This window comes from Ralstonia sp. OTU4908, from assembly GCF_038440115.1.
Lineage (GTDB): Bacteria > Pseudomonadota > Gammaproteobacteria > Burkholderiales > Burkholderiaceae > Ralstonia > Ralstonia pickettii.
The window spans coordinates 1-18,775 of record NZ_JASATD010000058.1; the positions used below are offsets into that span (position 1 = coordinate 1).

The following is an 18,775-nucleotide window of genomic DNA, read 5'->3' on the forward strand; positions in this document are numbered from 1 at the left end:
CAAAAAAGGCCCGCACGGTTGTCCATGCGGGCCATCTATTCAGTGTGGTTGAACGTCCGGCCTTTACACCTCCAGCCACTCCTGCCGGACTTTGGCATCGGCTTTCAACTGCTGGGGCGTTCCCTCAAACACAATCTGCCCGTGCCCCATCACATACACGCGTTGTGAAATATCCAGGGCAATGGCCAGTTTCTGTTCCACCAGCAGCACGGAGATGCCCCGCTCCTTGAGCGTCTTCAGATACTCGCCCACGAGCGTCACGACCAGCGGCGCAAGGCCCTCGGTCGGCTCGTCGATGATGATGAAGTCGGGATCGCCCATCAGCGTGCGGCACAGCGTCAGCATCTGCTGCTCGCCGCCTGACAGCACACCTGCCGCGGTGTTCTCGCGCTCTTTCAGGCGCGGGAACATCTGGTACATGTCTTCCACCTGCCAGCGCGGCTTGGGTTGACCGGGGTTGCGTTTCTCGCCAAGCAGCAGGTTCTGCCGGACGGTCAGCGTAGGAAAAATGTCTCGGTTCTCGGGCACATAGCCGATGCCCTTGTGCGCCACTTCAAAGGTTCGCAGGCCGCTGACGTTCTTGCCGCGCAGCAGGATTTCTCCTTCGTGCCGGACCATGCCCATGATCGACTTGGCCAAGGTCGAACGCCCCACCCCATTGCGCCCGAGCAGCGCAACGATCTCGCCCTCGCCTACGTGCATGTCGACGCCGTGCAGGATGTGGCTCTTGCCGTAGTACGCGTGCAGGTCGCGCACCTCCAACATCGGAGTATTCGTTGCCATCAATGCGCTCCTGCAGGTTCGTCCAGCGTGGTGCCCAGGTAGGCTTCTTTCACGCGCCGGTTGTTGCGAATGGCTTCGGGTGTGTCGGTGGCGATCACTTCGCCGTAGACGAGTACCGAGATGCGGTCGGCGAGGCCAAACACCACGCTCATGTCGTGCTCGACCATCACCAGCGTCTTGCCCACCGTGACCTTGCGGATAAGCTCGACCGCATGGTCGGATTCGGAGCGGCTCATGCCGGCCGTGGGTTCATCCAGCAGAATCACGTCGGCACCACCGGCGATGGTGATGCCGATTTCCAGCGCCCGTTGCTCGGCGTAGGTCAGCAGGCCTGCAGCGGCCTCACGCCGATGCGTCATGCCGATCTGCTCGAGTACTTCCTCAGCGCGCTCGCGTGCGTCGCGCAGCTCTGCCAGCTTGTGCCAGAACGAATACTTGTAGCCAAGCGACCAGAGCACCGCGCAGCGCAGGTTCTCGAACACCGACAAGCGATGAAAGATGTTGGTGATCTGGAAGCTGCGCGACAGGCCCTTGCGGTTGATCTCGAACGGCGCCAGCCCGCTGATCTCTTCGCCGTTCAGGCGTACGCTTCCCGAACTGGCCGGGAAGCGGCCCGAGATCAGGTTGAACGTGGTCGATTTGCCGGCGCCGTTCGGTCCGATGAGCGCATGGCGCTCGCCCTTGCCGATGGTGAGGTTGACCCCCCGAATGATTTCAGTGGCGCCAAAGCGCTTGCGAACATCGCGCAACTCGAGCGCTGCGGTCGGCCCAGATGTTGGTTGGCTCATGGTTGCGGCTCCTGCAATGCGTTGTCCCAAGCGGTGCGCAGCTTGCCCGCTGCGGCACGCAGGCCGAAGGCGCCCACCAGCCACAGCACGGCGGCGGCAATCCACGGCTTCAAGGTAGTCGGTTCGACGGTCAGGCCGAACAGCTTCGCGACACCACCGGAGGCATCGTCCTGCACGGCGTAGATCATTTCCACGGTGGAGATCAATGCAACCAGCAGGATGACCGCCGGCACGATCGCCACGCCATAAGCCGGCAGCAGCGTCTTGAGCTTGCCGCGCCGCAGGATCGGCAGATGCATGACCAGAAGACTGGCGATTCCGCCCGGCGCGTACATGACCATCAACACAAAGAACAGCCCCAGGTACAGCAGCCACGCCTTGGTGATACCCGAGAGCGCAACGGTGAAGAACACCGTGAGCACAGCGCCGATGATCGGCCCGAAGAAGCTGCCCATGCCGCCAATGAACGCCGCCAGCAGCACCGAGCCTGAGCGCACCGCCGACACGTTCTCGGCCGTCACGATCTCAAAGTTGATGCACGACAGCGCGCCGGCAATGCCAGCGAAAAACGCCGACAGAATCACTACCAGGAAGCGCACGCGCTGCGTGTTGTAGCCGATGAACTCCACGCGCTCGGGGTTGTCGCGCACGGCGTTGGCGATACGGCCCAGCGGCGTCTGCGTCCAGGCGTACATCAGCGCCATTGAAATCAGGCACCACGCGGCGATCAGGTAATACACCTGCCGCGCCGGCCCGAACGTTACGCCCAGCAGCGCGTCGCCGATGCTGCGGTTGGTCGACACACCGCCCTCGCCGCCAAAGAAGTCCGGGAACATCAGCGCGCTGGCGAACACCATCTCGCCGATACCCAGCGTGATCATGGCGAACGTCGTGCCGGATTTTTTGGTGGTGACGTAGCCGAAGATCACGCCGAATAGCGCGCCGCCCAGGCCGCCGGCAATCGGCAACAGCGCAACGGCGAGCGGCCCGCCGATGCCCAGCGCCTGCACGGCGCCGATCTTGTTGAGCAGGTGCACGGCCATGAAGGCGCCCAGGCCGGCATACACCGCGTGCCCGAACGACAGCATGCCGGACTGCCCCAGCAGCATGTTGTACGACAGCGCGAAGATGATCATGATGCCCATCTGCGAAAGCAGCGTGATGGCAAAACCCTGCGGCCAGATGAGCGGCAGCACGATCATCACCAGCGCAGTGGTGCCCCAGAGCATCCAGCGGGCAAGATTGACCGGCTTGAATTTCATCGTCCGCGCTCGATCGTTGGCCGGCAGCGCGGCTTGTTGTTGCGCTTGTTGGTGCATGGTGCGTTCCATTTAGCTCTCCCGCGTACCCATCAGCCCGCGCGGGCGGAAGATCAGCATCAGCACCAGCAGCAGATACGGCAGCACCGGTGCGACTTGCGCAATCGTCAGGTTCCAGACCGAGATGAGCGGCACGTCGGGGTTGAGCGTGACACCGATCTTCCCAAGCACGCTGGTCACCGAAATATCAAGCGTGACGGCAAAGGTCTGGATGCAACCGATCAGCAGCGACGCAACGAACGCGCCCACAAGAGACCCCATGCCGCCCACGACCGCCACCACGAAGACGATGGAGCCGACCGCTGCCGCCATCGATGGCTCGGTCACGAACGCGTTGCCGCCAATCACGCCCGCCAACCCGGCCAGCGCACAGCCGCCGCCGAATACCAGCATGAACACGCGCGGTACGTTGTGACCTAGCGCTTCGACCATGTCCGGATGCGTAAGCGCAGCTTGAATGACGAGCCCGATACGCGTGCGCGTGAGCAGCAGAAAGATGCCAACCAGCATCAGCAGCGACACCAGCATCATGAAGGCGCGGTACTTGGGGAACGACGACGTGAACAGCGTGAACAGCGGGCCGTCCAGTGCATCCGGCACGCGGTACGGCACGGCGGGCAGGCCCCACACCAGCTTCACGCCTTCTTCAATCAGATAGGCCAGTCCGAAGGTAAACAGCAGTTCGGCCACGTGGCCATAGCGGTGCACCGTGCGCAGGCCGAAGCGCTCGACAACTGCGCCCAGCGCGCCCACCAGCAGCGGCGCCACGATCAACGCGGTCCAGAAGCCCAGATAGCCGCTGACGACATAGGCGAAATACGCGCCCAGCATGTAGAAGCTGGCGTGTGCAAAATTGAGCACGCCCATCATGCTGAAGATCAGCGTCAGGCCCGAAGACAACATGAACAGCAGCAGCCCGTAGCTGATGCCGTTCAAGAGATTGATGACTAGAAATTCCACGCTGCAGCCCTTCCAGCAGATTCGGCGGAGGAAGGGCGAGCGCATCAATGCCCTCGCCCGTGGACTCCGTTTAAAACATCGCCGCACGATAGCATCGGACGGCCCTTCGGCACACCACCCGCCGCCTTACTGTGGACGCTTCATCTGGCAGGAAGTCGGCTGCGACGCGACGTACTGGTCGAGCACCGCATCGGTCTTCCAGCCGTAGCCGGTGTTTTCCTGGTCGAACTTGACGTTCTTGCCGTTGGTTTTTTCCCAGGTGGCGATGTAGAGCGGCTGCTGGCCCTGGTGGTCAGACGCGCGCATCTCGAAGGTGCCGTTCAGGCTTTCGACCTTCATGCCTTCGAAGGCCTTGGCCACCTTGGCAGGCTCGGCCGACTTCGTCTGCTTGATGGCCTTGGCCAGCATGGCGATGCCGGTGTACGACGCCATGAGGTAGTAATCGTCGTTGTACTTCTTCTTGTAGCCCTCGACGATATCGGCGCCCTTGTAGCCGTCGTTGTTGACGTTCCAGTAGCCCACGTATTTCACATGATCTGCCCCTGCGGAGCCCATCGCAGTCGGCACGCCCGTGGTCGAGGCGTAGTACGTATAGAAGTTCGCGTTCAGGCCTGCATCCTTACCGGCTTTGATGAGCAGTGCCAGGTCGCTGCCCCAGTTGCCGGTGATGACGGTGTCGGCACCCGACGACTTGATCTTCGAGACGTACGGCGAGAAGTCCTTCACCTGCGCCAGCGGGTGCAGGTCTTCACCCACGATCTCGATGTCCGGACGCTTGCGCTTGAGGTATTCCTTGGCCGCACGCGCGACCTGATGGCCGAACGAATAGTTCTGGTTGATCAGGTAGACCTTCTTGACCTTCGGATCTTTCGCCAGGAAGCTGGTCAGCGCTTCCATCTTCATGTCGGAGTTGGCGTCCAGGCGGAAGTGCCAGTAATTGCACTTGCTGTTCGTCATGTCCGGATCCACCGCAGCGTAGTTCAGGTAGACGATTTCCTTACCCGGGTTACGCTCGTTGTACTTGGCCACGGCGTCTTCCAGCGCCATGCCCACGCTCGAGCCGTTGCCCTGCACGATGTAGTGGATGCCCTGATCGGCCACCTGCTTGAGCGCCGTCAGGCTTTCCTGCGGCGAGAGCTTGTTATCGAAGCCCACCACTTCGAACTTCGTGCCGTCGCCGGCCCAGTTCTTCTGCGTGGCGAGTTCGGCGATGTACTGCCAGCTGCGCAACTGGTTCTGACCCAGCGCGCCCATCAGGCCGGACAACGGATCGATCCAGGCGATCTTCACGGTTTCGGCGGCGGACGCTGCAGTGGGCAGAGCTGCCCCACCGATTGCCGCAACACATGCAACAGCCACAACCAACGGACGGAACTTCGTCATGCGTGTCTCCTTCATGTGGTGGAGCCGCCGGCGAGTCACTCTCCGCATGCCTCTGGTGGGCGTGCGGCTGCTTGCGTCTCCAGGTTGCAACGCGCCCGGGCTTCATCCCGCTGCGTCGACGTGTCCATCGCGCGGCGGCCGGCCCTGATCCGGTTGTCTTACGTCCGCCGTCCTCGTGCCGGGGTGACCCCGTGCACGGGCGGCAGTTTCTATATGTAGCTAAGCCTGTACAGCGGGGAACTGATAATCCTTGAACTGCTCGCGCAGCTTCAGCTTCTGCATCTTGCCGGTGGCCGTGAGCGGAATTTCGGTGACAAACACCACGTCATCCGGAATCCACCATTTGGCAACCTTGCCTTCGAAGAACTTGAGCATCTCCTCACGCGTGAGTTCCACACCGGGCTTCTTCATCACCACCAGCAACGGGCGCTCGTCCCACTTCGGGTGGTAGCACGAGATGCAAGCGGCCATGTGCACGCCGGGGTGCGCAGCGGCCACGTTTTCCACATCGATGGACGAAATCCACTCACCGCCCGACTTGATCACGTCCTTGCTCCGATCGGTGATCTGCATGTAGCCATCGGCATCGATGTTGGCGACGTCGCCCGTCGGGAACCAGCCATCGACCAGCGGCGATACCTCGTTGCGGTAATAGCTCTGGATGGTCCAGGGCCCGCGCACGTAGAGGTCGCCGAAAGCCTTGCCGTCCCATGGCAGTTCGTGGCCTTCGGCATCGACGATCTTCATCTCGACGCCGTAGATGGCGCGGCCCTGACGTTCGAGCACATGCTGCTTGGCCTCGTCCGGCAGGTCGGCATGCTTGCCCATCAGCTTGCACGTGGTGCCCAGCGGGGACATTTCCGTCATGCCCCACGCGTGGATGACTTCGACGTCCAGTTCTTTGAGCGTACGGATCATGGCCGGCGGCGCAGCCGAGCCGCCAATCACGGTCTTGCGGAACGTCGAGAATTTCAGCTTGTTGGCCTGCACGTGTTGCAGCAGGCCCAGCCATACCGTCGGCACGCCGGCGGAGAACGTGACCTTCTCCTGCTCGAACAGTTCGAACAGCGAAGCGCCATCCAGTTTCGGCCCCGGGAAGACCAGCTTGGCGCCCACCAGCGGCACCGAATACGGCAGCCCCCACGCGTTGACGTGGAACATCGGCACCACCGGCAGGATCACGTCCTGCGCCGAGCACCCAAGCGCATCCGGCATGGCTGACGCATACGAGTGCAGCACCGTGGATCGATGCGAATACAGCGCGCCCTTGGGGTTGCCCGTGGTACCAGACGTGTAGCACAGGCTGGAAGCGGTGTTCTCGTCGAATTGCGGCCAGGTGTAGTCGGCGCTCTGCGCATCAAGCAGCTCTTCGTAGCAGAGCATCGGCACGCTGGAGGTGGGCATGTGCGCGCGATCGGTCATTGCCACCCAGCCCTTCACGTTCGGGCAATGCGGCGCGATGCCCTCGACGAGCGGCACGAACGTCAGGTCGAAGAAAACGTATTGATCGTCTGCGTGATTGACGATGTAGGCGATCTGGTCAGGAAACAGCCGCGGGTTGATGGTGTGGCACACCGAGCCCGAACCGGAGACGCCGTAATAGATTTCAAGGTGGCGATAGCCGTTCCAGGCCAGCGTACCCACACGCTCGCCGGGCTGCACACCGAGTGCGGCCAGCGCATTTGCCAGTTGCTTGGAGCGGTCTCGCACTTGCCGGTACGTGGTGCGATGGATATCGCCCTCGACACGGCGCGACACGACTTCAGTCGAACCGGAATTGCGCGCTGCATGTTCGATGATGGTCGAGATGAGCAACGGAGTGCTCATCATTTGTCCCATCAGGGCCATGGTGTCTCCTAGAAAAAACTGAACAACCGTTCTATTTTTTGGCCGATTGTTCCCGTGATCGTCAAGCACGTCAACGAGATATTGTTGTGCGCTGCCACATCGGCCCCCATGTTTACCCGGCCATCTGAAAAATCCTGCGAATCGTTGTGGTGCAAGGGTTCGCAGGCTGCAGCTTTTTTTACTCGCAAGTACAATACGCGATAGCGTTGCTGCGTCTCAACATGGCGTTTTCCCCTACGCAGAGCGCATTTTGCTGCGTTGCAAAGCGCACAACTTTTGAGGATTCGGCACTGTTTTTGCGCCGTTTCCTGTGTTACCGGCCCTCTGCCCGGCCGCCCCATCCCATGACTGCCTCCCCCGCCGCCTTGCCTGACGATTCCCTTGCGAGCCCCTTCGACTGGCCTGGCCGCCCCGCAGCAGCCCCCGGTTTCTCGGCACTGGGCGAACGCTTTCTTACACGCCTGCCCCCGATGCCCATGCCTGCGGGAGCGATTGGCGAACCGTATCTGGTCGGGTTCTCGCCAGATGCCGCAGCGTCGCTCGGCATCTCGCGCGCCGAACTCGACACCGCTGCGGGGCTGGCCGTATTCACCGGTAACGCCGTCGCCACCTGGAGCGACCCGCTCGCCACTGTCTATTCAGGCCACCAGTTCGGCGTGTGGGCAGGCCAGTTGGGCGATGGCCGTGCGCTGCTGCTGGCGGAATTCCAGACCGCCGACGGCCCCTACGAAGTCCAGCTCAAAGGTGCCGGCCGTACGCCGTATTCGCGCATGGGCGACGGGCGCGCCGTGCTGCGATCGTCCATTCGGGAATTCCTCTGCTCGGAAGCCATGGCAGGCCTCGGCATTCCGACCACGCGCGCCCTGTGCGTGACCGGCGCTGACGCCCCCGTGCGCCGCGAAGAGATCGAAACCGCTGCCGTCGTTACGCGCCTCGCGCCGTCGTTCGTGCGCTTCGGTCATTTCGAACACTTTGCGGCCAGCGAACAGCTGCCCCAGCTTCGTGCACTCGCCGATTACGTCATCGACCGCTTCTACGCCGCCAGCCGCAGCGAGCCGCAACCGTATCTCGCGCTGCTGCGCGAACTCGCCCGCCGCACCGCTGAACTGATGGCCGACTGGCAAGCCGTTGGCTTCTGCCACGGCGTGATGAACACAGACAACATGTCGATTCTTGGCCTCACGCTCGACTACGGCCCGTTCGGCTTCCTGGACGGCTTTGACGCCAACCACATCTGCAACCACTCGGACACCGGCGGCCGTTACGCCTATGCGCAGCAGCCGCAGATCGGCTACTGGAACCTGTTCTGCCTCGCGCAGGCGTTGCTGCCGTTGTTCGGCGAAGATCCCGACGTTTTCGTCAATTTGAGCGACGAAGCGCAGGCTCAACCCGCCATCGATGCCGCGCAAAACGTATTACTGACTTACCGCGACGTCTACGGCGCGGCGTTCTACGCACGTTATCGCGCCAAGCTCGGCCTCTCCACCGCACAGGACGCAGACGAGGCGCTCTTCGGCGATCTGTTCAAGCTCCTGCACAACCAGCGTGCCGATTACACGTTGTTCTTCCGCCACCTCGCTGACGTACGCCGCGACGACACGCCGGCTGCGGCAGAAGCGCGCACCGTGCGCGATTTCTTCTTCGACCGTGCAGCCGCAGACGTATGGCTTGCCGCTTATCGGCAGCGCTTGCAGGCCGAACCGCAATCCGACGACGAACGCGCAGCCGCCATGCAGCGCGTCAACCCGAAATACGTGCTGCGTAACCACCTGGCTGAAATCGCCATCCGCCGCGCCAAGGAAAAGGATTTCTCCGAAGTCGAAAACCTGCGCGCCGTGCTGGCCCGCCCGTTTGACGACCACCCCGGCTTCGAGCACTACGCGCAGCCCGCGCCGGACTGGGCATCGTCATTGGAAGTGAGCTGCTCGTCGTGATGCGCCGGAACTGACACCGTGCTCTAATCCGCGCCTGTCAGGATTGCCGCTGCCGCACGACAAAACAACGTCAGCCGCTCGATCGCTCCATCCCGCGGTTGCCGAATCCAACAAGGAGTCTCATCACCATGACCGTCAAGAAATCCGACGCCGAATGGCGCGACCAACTCTCCGACATCGAATACCGCGTCACCCGCGAAGCGGCCACCGAACGCCCCTTCACCGGCAAGTACTGGGACCACTGGGAGCGCGGCGTCTACAACTGCGTCTGCTGCGGCACGCCGCTGTTTGAATCGTCGACCAAGTTTGACGCCGGTTGCGGCTGGCCGAGCTATTTCCAGCCCATCAACGGCGAGGTGATCGCCGAGAAGACCGACCGCTCGCACGGCATGCTGCGTATTGAAGTGCAGTGCAAGAACTGCGGCGCGCATCTCGGCCACGTGTTCGAAGATGGCCCTGCACCTACCGGGCTGCGGTATTGCATCAACTCGGCTGCGCTAAAATTCGGCGATTGATCTCCCTAATGGCCCGCAAAGGCCCGCACAAGCGCGTTCCCGCATGAAATTCCTGTTCGATCTGTTCCCGGTCATCCTGTTCTTTGCTGCCTTCAAGGTGGCCGGTATTTATGTGGCGACCACCGTCGCGATGGTCGCCACCGTGCTGCAGATCGCCTGGGTGTGGTTCAAGCACCGCAAGGTCGACGCCATGCAGTGGCTGTCGCTGCTCATCATCGGTGTGTTTGGCGGCGCCACGCTCATCTTCCACAACGAGACCTTCATCAAGTGGAAGCCGACGGTGCTCTATTGGCTGTTTGGCGTTGTGCTGTTGGGCAGCGTGGTGGTCGTTCGCAAGAACCTCATCCGCGCCATGATGGAGCAGCAGGTATCGCTGCCCGAAACGATGTGGGGCCGCCTGAACCTGGTGTGGGCGCTGTTCTTCCTGGTCATGGGCTGCCTGAACCTTTACGTGGCCTACAACTTCGACACCGACGTGTGGGTCAACTTCAAGCTGTTCGGCTCGATGGGCCTGATGGTGGTATTCATCCTTGCGCAGAGTGTCTGGCTGGCGCGCCACATGCAGGAGCGCCCGGCCAACGCGGCCAACGCGGCCAACGACGCCAACATTGGAGACGACCGGTGATGGCTGCAGATCCGCGAGAAATCGAACGCCTTCTGCGCGAGGCCTTCCAGCCCGTCCAACTGGTCGTTGAAGACGACAGCGCCAAGCACGCCGGACACGCCGGCGCAGCCTCCGGCGGCGGGCATTACAACGTCGAAATCGTCAGCGCGGTCTTTGCCGGCAAGAACCGTTTGGCCCGTCATCGCATGGTGTATGATGCGCTGCACACGCTGTGGCCGGCGGCGATCCATGCGCTGGCGATCCGCGCGGTCACTCCCGAAGAAAACACGTAAGCGCATTCCACGCTCACTCGTCCTTCCCTCGAACGCAATCCCATGAAGATTTCCAGCCTCACTGCCAGCCTGCTGGCCGCTGCCCTTGCTGCGACCGTTGCTCCCGCCATGGCGCAAAATGCTGCGGTGGTCAACGGCAAAGCCATCCCGAGCGCCAAGGTGGACGCGCTGATCAAGAAGTCGGGCCAGCCCGAATCGCCCGAACTGCGCGCCAGGGCCCGCGACATGCTGGTCGACCGTGAACTGATCGAGCAGGACGCGGCCAAACGCGGTCTGCTGGAGCGTGACGACATTCAGGAACAACTCGCTGCTGCGCGCCTGAATGTGCTCGTGGCCGCCGAGTTCGAAGACTACGTCAAGAACAGCCCTGCCACCGAAGACGAACTGCACAAGCAGTACGACAAGATCAAGGCGCAGTTCGGCAACGGCAAGGAATACCACGCCCACCACATCCTGGTGGACAAGGAAGGCGACGCGAAGGCCATCATCGCCAAGCTCAAGGCCGGCGCCAAGTTTGAAGACATCGCCAAGGCGCAATCGAAGGACAAGGGATCGGGCGCCAACGGCGGCGATCTGGACTGGGCGAACCCGGGCACCTACGTGCCGGAATTCTCGGCCGCTCTCACCGGCCTGAAGAAGGGGCAGATCACCCAGACGCCGGTCAAGACGCAATTCGGCTGGCACGTGATCCGTCTGGACGACACGCGCGACGCCAAGATCCCGTCGTACGAAGACGTCAAGCCGCAGTTGCTCGAGATGATGATGGGCGACCAGAACTGGCAACGCAGCAAGTTCCAGGCGATGCTGAAAGACCTGCGCGAAAAAGCGAAGATCCAGTAAGCAGAGCAGCCCGTTGGGGCAGTGAAAAAAGGGGCCGCGTGCCCCTTTTTGATTTGATGGCGGCGTTGCATCGCACGCAACCGGAACCCCCTCCCTGCCCCAGGTTTTCTTTTGAAGTGTTTGCTGAAAAGCATTGCGATTTGGCCGATAATGTGCGCCCACGCGCGCCGGCATTGCACTGCTTCGGTGCACTCAAGAATCAAGACAGTCTTACAAAACCAACCACGCCGGCACGGGCATATCCCGCCCGCCGCCAGAGCGAAACCACCCAAAAGGAAACAGGAGATCCTTATGTCCACGTTCAAGCACGCCTTCCGCATTGCCGCGCTCGCAGCCATTCCGATGGCGCTGCTGCACACCGCACCGGCACTGGCCCAGGCCACCAAGTCGGTCGAAGTGCTGGCCATCGTTGAGCACCCCGCGCTCGACGCCATCCGCGATGGCGCCAAGGAACAACTCAAGGCCGAAGGCTTCGACGCAGGCAAGAACCTGAAGTGGGAATATCAGAGCGCGCAAGGCAGCACGGCCACCGCCGCGCAGATCGCCCGCAAGTTCATCGGCGACAAGCCGGACGCCATCGTCGCTATCGCTACCCCGTCGGCGCAGGCCGTTGTGGCTGCCACCAAGTCGATCCCCGTCGTGTATTCGGGCGTGACCGATCCGGTTGCCGCACAACTGGTCAAGAGCTGGGCGCCGACCGGCACCAACGTGACCGGCGTGTCCGACAAGCTGCCGCTGGACAAGCAGATCGCGCTGATCAAGCGTGTGGTGCCGAATGCCAAGCGTGTCGGCATGGTCTACAACCCGGGCGAAGCAAACTCGGTCGTGGTCGTCACCGAGCTGAAGAAGCTGCTGTCGGCGCAAGGTATGACGCTCGTCGAGTCGGCAGCTCCGCGTACCGTGGATATCGCGCCGGCCGCCAAGAACCTGATCGGCAAGGTCGACGTGATCTACACGAACACCGACAACAACGTGGTGTCGGCGTACGAATCGCTGGTGAAGGTGGCCAACGAAGCGAAGATCCCTCTGGTGGCCGGCGATACCGACAGCGTCAAGCGTGGCGCCATCGCTGCACTGGGCATCAACTACTACAAGCTGGGCCAGCAGACCGGCAAGGTCGTCGCCCGCATCCTGAAGGGTGAGAAGCCGGGCGCGATTGCGTCGGCCGGCAGCTCCGACCTGGAGCTGTTCGTGAACGAAGGCGCAGCCAAGAAGCAAGGCGCCACCCTGTCGGCGGACCTGCTGAAGGACGCCAAGGAAGTCATCAAGTAACTCGCAAGGCGCCGGGCCGGCCTCCGCCCGACGGAGCCGGCCCGGCGCGGGTCTGCCTGCCCGAGCCCCAACGCGGCTATCCGCCGCATCATGGCCGGGCGCTTACGCTCCTACCCGAAAGCGTCCCCGTTCATTGCACACCGGCCGGTGCCCAATCGCCGCGCCCTATTCCGTCATGTCACTGTTTTCATTGCTCGGCGCCCTGGAGATCGGTCTGATCTTCAGCCTTGTGGCGCTCGGGGTGCTGATTTCCTTCCGCATCCTCAACTTCCCTGACCTCACTGTCGACGGCAGCTTCCCGATGGGCGGCGCCGTGGCGGCCACGCTCATCGCCGGCGGACACGATCCGTTCATGTCGACGCTGGGTGGCACGCTGGCCGGCGCAGTTGCCGGTTTCATCACGGGCTGGCTCAACGTGCGCCTGAAAATCATGGATCTGCTCGCCAGCATCCTGATGATGATCGCGCTGTACTCGGTCAACCTGCGCATCATGGGCAAGCCGAACGTGCCGCTCATCTCCGAGCCGACGGTCTTCTCGCTGCTGCAGCCCGAGTGGATGCCCGACTACGTGTTCCGACCCGTGCTGCTGGGTGTTGTCGTGGTGGTCGTCAAGCTGCTGGTGGATTGGTTCTTCTCGACGCAGATCGGCTTGTCGCTGCGTGCCACGGGCGCCAACCCGCGCATGGCGCGCGCACAGGGTGTCGCCACCGGCGCTGCCACGTTGGCCGGCATGGCGCTGTCCAACGCCCTGGTGGCGCTTGCTGGTGCGCTCTACGCGCAAACGCAGGGCGGCGCCGACGTGTCGATGGGTATCGGCACGATCGTCATCGGCCTGGCTGCCGTCATCATCGGCGAGACCGTGTTGCCGGCACGCCGCCTGGTGCTGACCACGCTGGCCGTGGTGGTGGGCGCGATCCTGTATCGCTTCTTCATCGCCCTGGCGCTCAACAGCGATTTCATCGGCCTGCAGGCGCAAGACCTGAATATGGTGACCGCCGCGCTGGTGGTGATCGCGCTCGTGCTTCCCGGTGTGCGCCGCAAGGTGTTCGGCAAGTTCGCCAAGACCACTACCAAGGGGAACTGACATGCTGAGCGCACAAGGACTCACCCTCACCTTCAACCCGGGCACGCCGATTGAGACGCGCGCGCTGCGCGGCCTGTCGCTGGAGATCCCGTCAGGCCAGTTCGTGTCCGTGATCGGCTCGAACGGGGCCGGCAAATCGACGTTCCTGAACTCCATCAGCGGCGACCAGCTGGTCGACTCGGGCCGCATCACCATCGACGGTGAAGACGTCACGCGCAAGACCGCGTGGCAACGCGCCGACAAGGTCGCCCGCGTGTTCCAGGACCCGATGGCCGGCACCTGCGAAAACCTGACCATCGAAGAGAACATGTCGCTGGCCATGTGCCGTGGGCAGCGTCGCGGCTTCAAGTTCGCGACCAACCGCAAATGGCGCGAGATCTTCCGCGAGCAACTGCGCCGGCTGGACCTCGGCCTGGAGAACCGCCTGACCGATCGTATCGGCCTGCTCTCGGGTGGCCAGCGTCAGGCCGTGAGCCTGCTGATGGCCTCGCTGCAGCCGTCGCGCATCCTGCTGCTGGATGAGCACACCGCCGCGCTCGACCCGAAAACGGCCGCCTTCGTGCTGGAGCTGACCGCCAAGATCGTCTCGGAGAGCAAGCTGACGACGATGATGGTGACGCACTCCATGCGCCAGGCGCTCGACTACGGCGACCGCACGGTGATGCTGCACCAGGGCAACGTGATCCTCGACGTGCAAGGCGAGGAACGCCGTGGCCTGGACGTGCCGCACCTGCTGCAGAAATTCGAGGAAACGCGCGGTGCCAAGGTGGACGACGACGCGCTGTTGCTGGGCTGAACCAACCGCTGCTTTTCAACGCGCCAGAGAAACGGGCACCTTCGGGTGCCCGTTTTCTTTTGGGGCAAGCGCATCAATGTCGCATTCGACGTTCGATTTACTATCACTTGTTCTGAATTCTGATTTTGAAAATTAGAAACGGTTTTCAGAACCGTCTCATGTATTTGCAGCATCGCATTTGGCAGCCTTTGGCAGGTTTGCACGTATTTCATTTTGTCGATTACCTGCCAAAGGAGCCCCTTCATGGACGGCCTAGATCATTTGCCGCTTTCCGGCCGGACCATTTCCGTTTCAGGCGCGGCATTGCCCATGCTTCTTGGACAACCCACCTTGGTGTTTTCAAGTCTATCCGGCACGGACAACCTCAACGAACTGTTCGAATACGATCTGGAACTGCGCACGCCAGATGAACGTAACGCAATCTATGGCCCCGCAGCCGACCTTGACAAAAAGACCCTGGAGGGCACCGAAGTCACGATCCGGATTGAACTGGATGGCTCGGGCATCGGGTTGCAAAGCGGCACGGGTGCAGGCACACGCGAGATCACCGGGATCGTCACACGGGTGCGCGGCCCCTATCTGGTAGGCCGACATATCGCCTATCGCCTCACACTGCGGCCCTGGTTATGGCTTGCAACGCTGCGCTCAGACTACAAGATCTACCAGGAAATGAACGTTGTTCAGATTCTGGATGCGTTGCTGGGAAATTACATCTACCCGGTAGAAAAACGCCTGGATGTGCGGAGGTACCCGAAAAGGGTCTTTCAGCAACAGTATGGCGAGACGGACTTCGCCTACTTCCAGCGCCTCACTCAAGAGTGGGGAATTTCCTGGTTCATGGCCCATTCCGGCGGGCGGCAACGCCTTGTGCTAACCGATAGCAATAGCGCATTCGGGCCCTGCTCAAGCGCCGCATATCACACGATCCGCTGGCAGGCCACACGCCACCGCATCGACGAAGAACATGCCCATGAATTCGAACTCATTGACCAGCTTGTCTCGGGCGAGTGGCGTACATCGGACTACGACTTTGGCAAGCCTCGTGCCGACCTGAGCATTCGGGACCGCGACCCGCGCGACACAGCGCATTCAACACAAAGCCTCTACGAATACCCCGGCGACCACAGCCAGCCGGCAACCGGCAGCGACCCATAGGACGAAGGCCGATTCATCGCTCGCATTCGGATGGAGGAAATCCGGCAGCATGGATTGCGCGGCAAAGGCAAGGGTAACTTGCGCGCAATGGTGCCGGGCTGCACCTTCCACCTCGTTGATTTTCTTGAACAGGAAGCCAACCGTGAATACCTCATCTTCGGCACCAAGCTTCGCATTGAAGACATCGGCGAAACCACGGGAACCGGCCAGCAATGGCGTTGCGAAGTGGAATTCGAGGTACAGCCAACCAACGAAATATTCCGGCCCGCACGCACGCAGCACAAGCCACGTATGTCTGGCCCGATCCAAGCGCGTGTCGTCGGCCCGGCAGGACACCCGATACATACCGATCAGTACGGGCGCATCAAGGTGCAGATGCCGTACGACCTGTACGGCAACAACGACGAGCACAGCTCATGCTGGGTACGCGTTGCCAATACGTGGGCGGGCAATCGCTTTGGCGCCATGCACCTGCCGCGGGTCGGGCAAGAGGTCTTGGTAATTGGCATTCATGGCGACCCGGACTGCCTCGTCGCCACCGAGCGCGTCTACAACAAGATGAACCTGCCGCCGTGGGTCCTGCCTCAAATGCAAGCGCTCTCGGGTTTTGCGAGCCAGGAATTGCCCGATGGAGAAGGCCACGGTGGTGTCCGCCAAAACAGGATTCTGGCGGATGACACACCGGGGCAACCCCAGGCTCAAATCGGCTCGGACTTTCAATCATCAGAATTGGCCCTCGGTCATATCGTTGCGATTCCTGACTGGCAGGGGCGCAGGCATAAGCGCGGTGAGGGCTACGAGCTGCGCACCGATGCGTGGGGAGCCATGCGGGCATCCATGGGCATGCTTCTAACCACCTACAAGCGCAATCACGGCGACGACTACGCGCTAAGCATGGGCGATATGGTGGACGCCTTGCAACAAGCGGAGTGTCAGACCGAACAACTGGCCGACGCCGCTCAGCAGGCCAATGCCCAAAATGGCGAGCAAAAGGAAATCGCCAAGGCCATGGCTCGCCAGCACGCCGCGCTCAAGGGAGATGGACCGCTCAAGGAATTCACGGCCCCTCAGCTGGCGCTGACGAGCCCCGTGGGCATCGCCACCTCAACACCGGGCCTGACCCACCTGCAGAGTGGCACGCATCTCGCAATTACCACCGGAGACCATGTATCCGTCACAGCTGGCGGAGGATTCTTCGCCAGCGTGCGGCAGGCATGGCGTGTCTTTGTCTACGAGGCAGGAATGCGCTTTGTTGCTGCCGCCGGCAACATCAATGTGCAAGCCCTCAAGAATTCCATTCACCTGCTCGCCAAGCTCGAAATTACCGCCACCGCCGAGAAGATCACCATCAAGGCCAAGCAGGAGCTGCAACTCAACGGCGGAGGCAGCTATATCAAGTTGACCACCGGGGGTATCGAAAACGGCACCGAAGGTGCGTGGAAAGTCTACGCCGCCAGTAAGAACCTCACCGGCCCAAGCAGCATGCCCGTCGACCTCAAGCCCAAGCAGGTGTGCCTTGAATGCCTGCTAAAGGCCGCCATGCGCAATACCGCCGTGGTGCCCCGCTAACCCCCTCCAACTTTTCATCAACCATCATCGAACTGATTATGCAAAATTCCTATCAAGCGCACCGACCCTCTTTTGCCTTTGTCGCAGCTTCCTGGGCGGCGCTACTGGCCGGCTTTCTTGCGTTTCTTGTTGGACTCTTCAATGCCAACATGCAGTTGAATGAGCGGGGCTACTACTTCACCGTGCTCGTCTACGGCCTCTTCGCCGCTGTGTCGGTACAAAAGAGCGTGCGAGACCGGCTCGAAGGTATCCCCGTCACGGGTATCTACTACGGCCTGAGCTGGGTTTCCGTGCTTCTGGCTGTGCTGCTCCTGTGTGTAGGTCTGTTCAATGCCACGCTTGCCCTGAGCGAAAAGGGTTTCTACGGCATGTCGTTTGCCCTTGCACTGTTCGGCGCCATTGCCGTGCAAAAGAACACGCGCGATATCCAGGCAGCCCAACCACTCGTCATTGATCCGGCCCTGGTACAGCACGTTCCGGATGCCAGCGCATTCGCCCGCCAAGACGACTAGCACGCCCAGCAAGCCCTCCGGCTCGCAAATGTCGCTCCGCCACAGCGAGCCGGCCTCTCTCTCAGCTATCCCAAAGTGTGCAATGTCAGGAAACGAAGACACGGTTTATATCTATGTGCTGGCAGATGGCGCTGCTTACCCCATGCGCCTGGCCGCCTTGCTGCGCGAGGCGGGCACTGAATTCCGCAACGTCTACGCCGGCTTGCCAGAAGAAGAAGCAGGAGATGCCTCGCTCTTCCTTGCGCGGGTGGCTGACGCCAACGCACCGTGGCTGGCCGAGCTAGATGCGATGGACTTACAGGCTCCATGCCTCACCTTGATCTGGAGCCGTGCTGATATTGATCCGCTCGCGCGCCACCTGCGTCAATTCCTGATTGCCGACATCGGCGATGGCATGACGGCGTTGATCCGCTATTACGACCCCCGCAACCTGCTGCTCGCAATGGAAGTCTGGGGCGATGAAATCAGCGACAAGCTCATGGAGCCCATCGAGCAGTGGAAATACCGCGGCCACAGCGAAAGCTGGGAACGCATTGATGGGCCGGCGAATAGCGGCGCCACGCAATCCGTTCCGCTTTCGATTCAACTCACCCAAGAGCAACTCGACCGGCTTGTTGAGCACTGCGAGCCCGATCAGCTTCTTGCAGCATTGGTGGAGAACGGCACTGTAACGCAGGATGGTCCTTACTTTCCTCGGTTCACGAACTTCCTGCATCGGTACCAGAAGGCCGCAGCATGGGGTCTAACCGAACCCGCCGACAGGTTGCGTTTTTGCGAGTTGTCCTACCAATACGGCCCAGCTTTTGACGAACACAACAGCGTTCGCATCGCTCTGGAAGAGCGCATGCGTCGCGGTAGCTCCATGGCGGCATGTGAAGAAGGCATTCATTCCTCAACGTGGGGACAATTGCTTGCGAAAGCCAAGCGCTCGCAATAGCCGAATGAATTTAAAAGAACCGATCACAAACGATTGCGGCTCCTCACACGAAAAGCGCGCTTGTATCAGCCTGTTTTTGCATTGGAATGTCAGCTTATGAAAACCCAATCAATCAGGGCACTGTTGCTGATCAGCCTCGCCCTGCTTGCCGGCTGCGATGACCGCGCGGCCATGGCGGCACGC

General features: G+C 61.6%; 17 protein-coding genes and 2 pseudogenes. 13 read left to right on the forward strand and 6 right to left on the reverse strand.

Annotated features, from left to right (window positions below; all coding sequences use genetic code 11):
* Positions 1-63: 63 nt before the first annotated feature.
* The 6 genes from AAHM38_RS24155 to AAHM38_RS24180 all read right to left on the reverse strand — a co-directional run bounded on the left by AAHM38_RS24155 (position 64) and on the right by AAHM38_RS24180 (position 7,081).
* The gene (locus tag AAHM38_RS24155) at positions 64-783 is read right to left on the reverse strand and encodes an ABC transporter ATP-binding protein (RefSeq protein WP_009238104.1); all 720 of its coding nucleotides are present in this window, start codon (positions 781-783) and stop codon (positions 64-66) included.
* Positions 783-1,571, reverse strand: a complete 789-nt coding sequence (locus AAHM38_RS24160) for an ABC transporter ATP-binding protein (protein WP_009238103.1) — start codon at positions 1,569-1,571, stop codon at positions 783-785. Before AAHM38_RS24160 ends, AAHM38_RS24155 begins: the two co-directional genes overlap by 1 nt.
* Positions 1,568-2,902 (reverse strand): branched-chain amino acid ABC transporter permease, encoded by a 1,335-nt coding sequence (locus tag AAHM38_RS24165; RefSeq protein WP_116577018.1) that lies wholly within the window; start codon positions 2,900-2,902, stop codon positions 1,568-1,570. The genes AAHM38_RS24160 and AAHM38_RS24165 overlap by 4 nt, the downstream gene beginning before the upstream one ends.
* Positions 2,903-3,850, reverse strand: coding sequence for a branched-chain amino acid ABC transporter permease (locus AAHM38_RS24170; RefSeq protein ID WP_024541690.1), 948 nt, complete (start codon positions 3,848-3,850; stop codon positions 2,903-2,905).
* A 126-nt stretch (positions 3,851-3,976) separates the two neighbouring features.
* Complete coding sequence (locus AAHM38_RS24175) at positions 3,977-5,233, reverse strand: branched-chain amino acid ABC transporter substrate-binding protein (protein ID WP_116577019.1); 1,257 nt, start codon at positions 5,231-5,233, stop codon at positions 3,977-3,979.
* Positions 5,234-5,452: 219 nt separating this feature from the next.
* Positions 5,453-7,081, reverse strand: a complete 1,629-nt coding sequence (locus AAHM38_RS24180; RefSeq protein WP_116577020.1) for a 3-(methylthio)propionyl-CoA ligase — start codon at positions 7,079-7,081, stop codon at positions 5,453-5,455.
* Positions 7,082-7,425: 344 nt separating this feature from the next.
* Here AAHM38_RS24180 and AAHM38_RS24185 point away from each other — a divergent pair, with 344 nt between their 5' ends.
* The 13 genes and pseudogenes from AAHM38_RS24185 to AAHM38_RS24245 form a co-directional block, all read left to right on the forward strand.
* Positions 7,426-9,015: a protein adenylyltransferase SelO gene (locus AAHM38_RS24185; RefSeq protein ID WP_116577021.1), complete on the forward strand. Its 1,590-nt coding sequence runs from the start codon at positions 7,426-7,428 to the stop codon at positions 9,013-9,015.
* 128 nt (positions 9,016-9,143) lie between these two features.
* Entirely contained in the window at positions 9,144-9,530 is a 387-nt protein-coding gene (msrB, locus tag AAHM38_RS24190) for a peptide-methionine (R)-S-oxide reductase MsrB (protein ID WP_027681409.1), read from the forward strand.
* Between the two features lie 43 nt (positions 9,531-9,573).
* Positions 9,574-10,155 (forward strand): septation protein A, encoded by a 582-nt coding sequence (locus AAHM38_RS24195; protein ID WP_009238096.1) that lies wholly within the window; start codon positions 9,574-9,576, stop codon positions 10,153-10,155.
* On the forward strand, positions 10,155-10,427 hold the full coding sequence (locus tag AAHM38_RS24200) for a BolA family protein (protein ID WP_116577022.1): 273 nt from the start codon (positions 10,155-10,157) through the stop codon (positions 10,425-10,427). The genes AAHM38_RS24195 and AAHM38_RS24200 overlap by 1 nt, the downstream gene beginning before the upstream one ends.
* A 42-nt stretch (positions 10,428-10,469) precedes the next feature.
* Positions 10,470-11,267 carry a peptidylprolyl isomerase gene (locus tag AAHM38_RS24205; protein WP_009238094.1) on the forward strand — a complete coding sequence of 266 codons (798 nt, stop codon included), beginning with the start codon at positions 10,470-10,472 and terminating at the stop codon, positions 11,265-11,267.
* A 291-nt stretch (positions 11,268-11,558) separates the two neighbouring features.
* Positions 11,559-12,539: an ABC transporter substrate-binding protein gene (locus tag AAHM38_RS24210; RefSeq protein WP_009238093.1), complete on the forward strand. Its 981-nt coding sequence runs from the start codon at positions 11,559-11,561 to the stop codon at positions 12,537-12,539.
* A gap of 175 nt (positions 12,540-12,714) precedes the next feature.
* Positions 12,715-13,623: an ABC transporter permease gene (locus tag AAHM38_RS24215; protein WP_012762021.1), complete on the forward strand. Its 909-nt coding sequence runs from the start codon at positions 12,715-12,717 to the stop codon at positions 13,621-13,623.
* Between the two features lies 1 nt (position 13,624).
* The gene (locus AAHM38_RS24220; protein ID WP_004626975.1) at positions 13,625-14,419 is read left to right on the forward strand and encodes an ABC transporter ATP-binding protein; all 795 of its coding nucleotides are present in this window, start codon (positions 13,625-13,627) and stop codon (positions 14,417-14,419) included.
* Between the two features lie 309 nt (positions 14,420-14,728).
* Positions 14,729-16,474 (forward strand): annotated as a pseudogene (locus AAHM38_RS24225) (type VI secretion system Vgr family protein); the annotation flags it as partial.
* Between the two features lie 3 nt (positions 16,475-16,477).
* Positions 16,478-17,143, forward strand: coding sequence for a DUF2345 domain-containing protein (locus tag AAHM38_RS24230; RefSeq protein ID WP_342234355.1), 666 nt, complete (start codon positions 16,478-16,480; stop codon positions 17,141-17,143).
* Positions 17,144-17,181: 38 nt separating this feature from the next.
* A complete protein-coding gene (gene yiaA, locus AAHM38_RS24235) occupies positions 17,182-17,655 on the forward strand; it encodes an inner membrane protein YiaA (RefSeq protein WP_037027430.1) in 474 nt (157 codons plus the stop codon).
* Between the two features lie 82 nt (positions 17,656-17,737).
* Positions 17,738-18,592, forward strand: coding sequence for a DUF4123 domain-containing protein (locus tag AAHM38_RS24240; protein WP_116577023.1), 855 nt, complete (start codon positions 17,738-17,740; stop codon positions 18,590-18,592).
* A gap of 96 nt (positions 18,593-18,688) precedes the next feature.
* Positions 18,689-18,775: pseudogene (locus tag AAHM38_RS24245) on the forward strand (DUF3304 domain-containing protein); the annotation flags it as partial.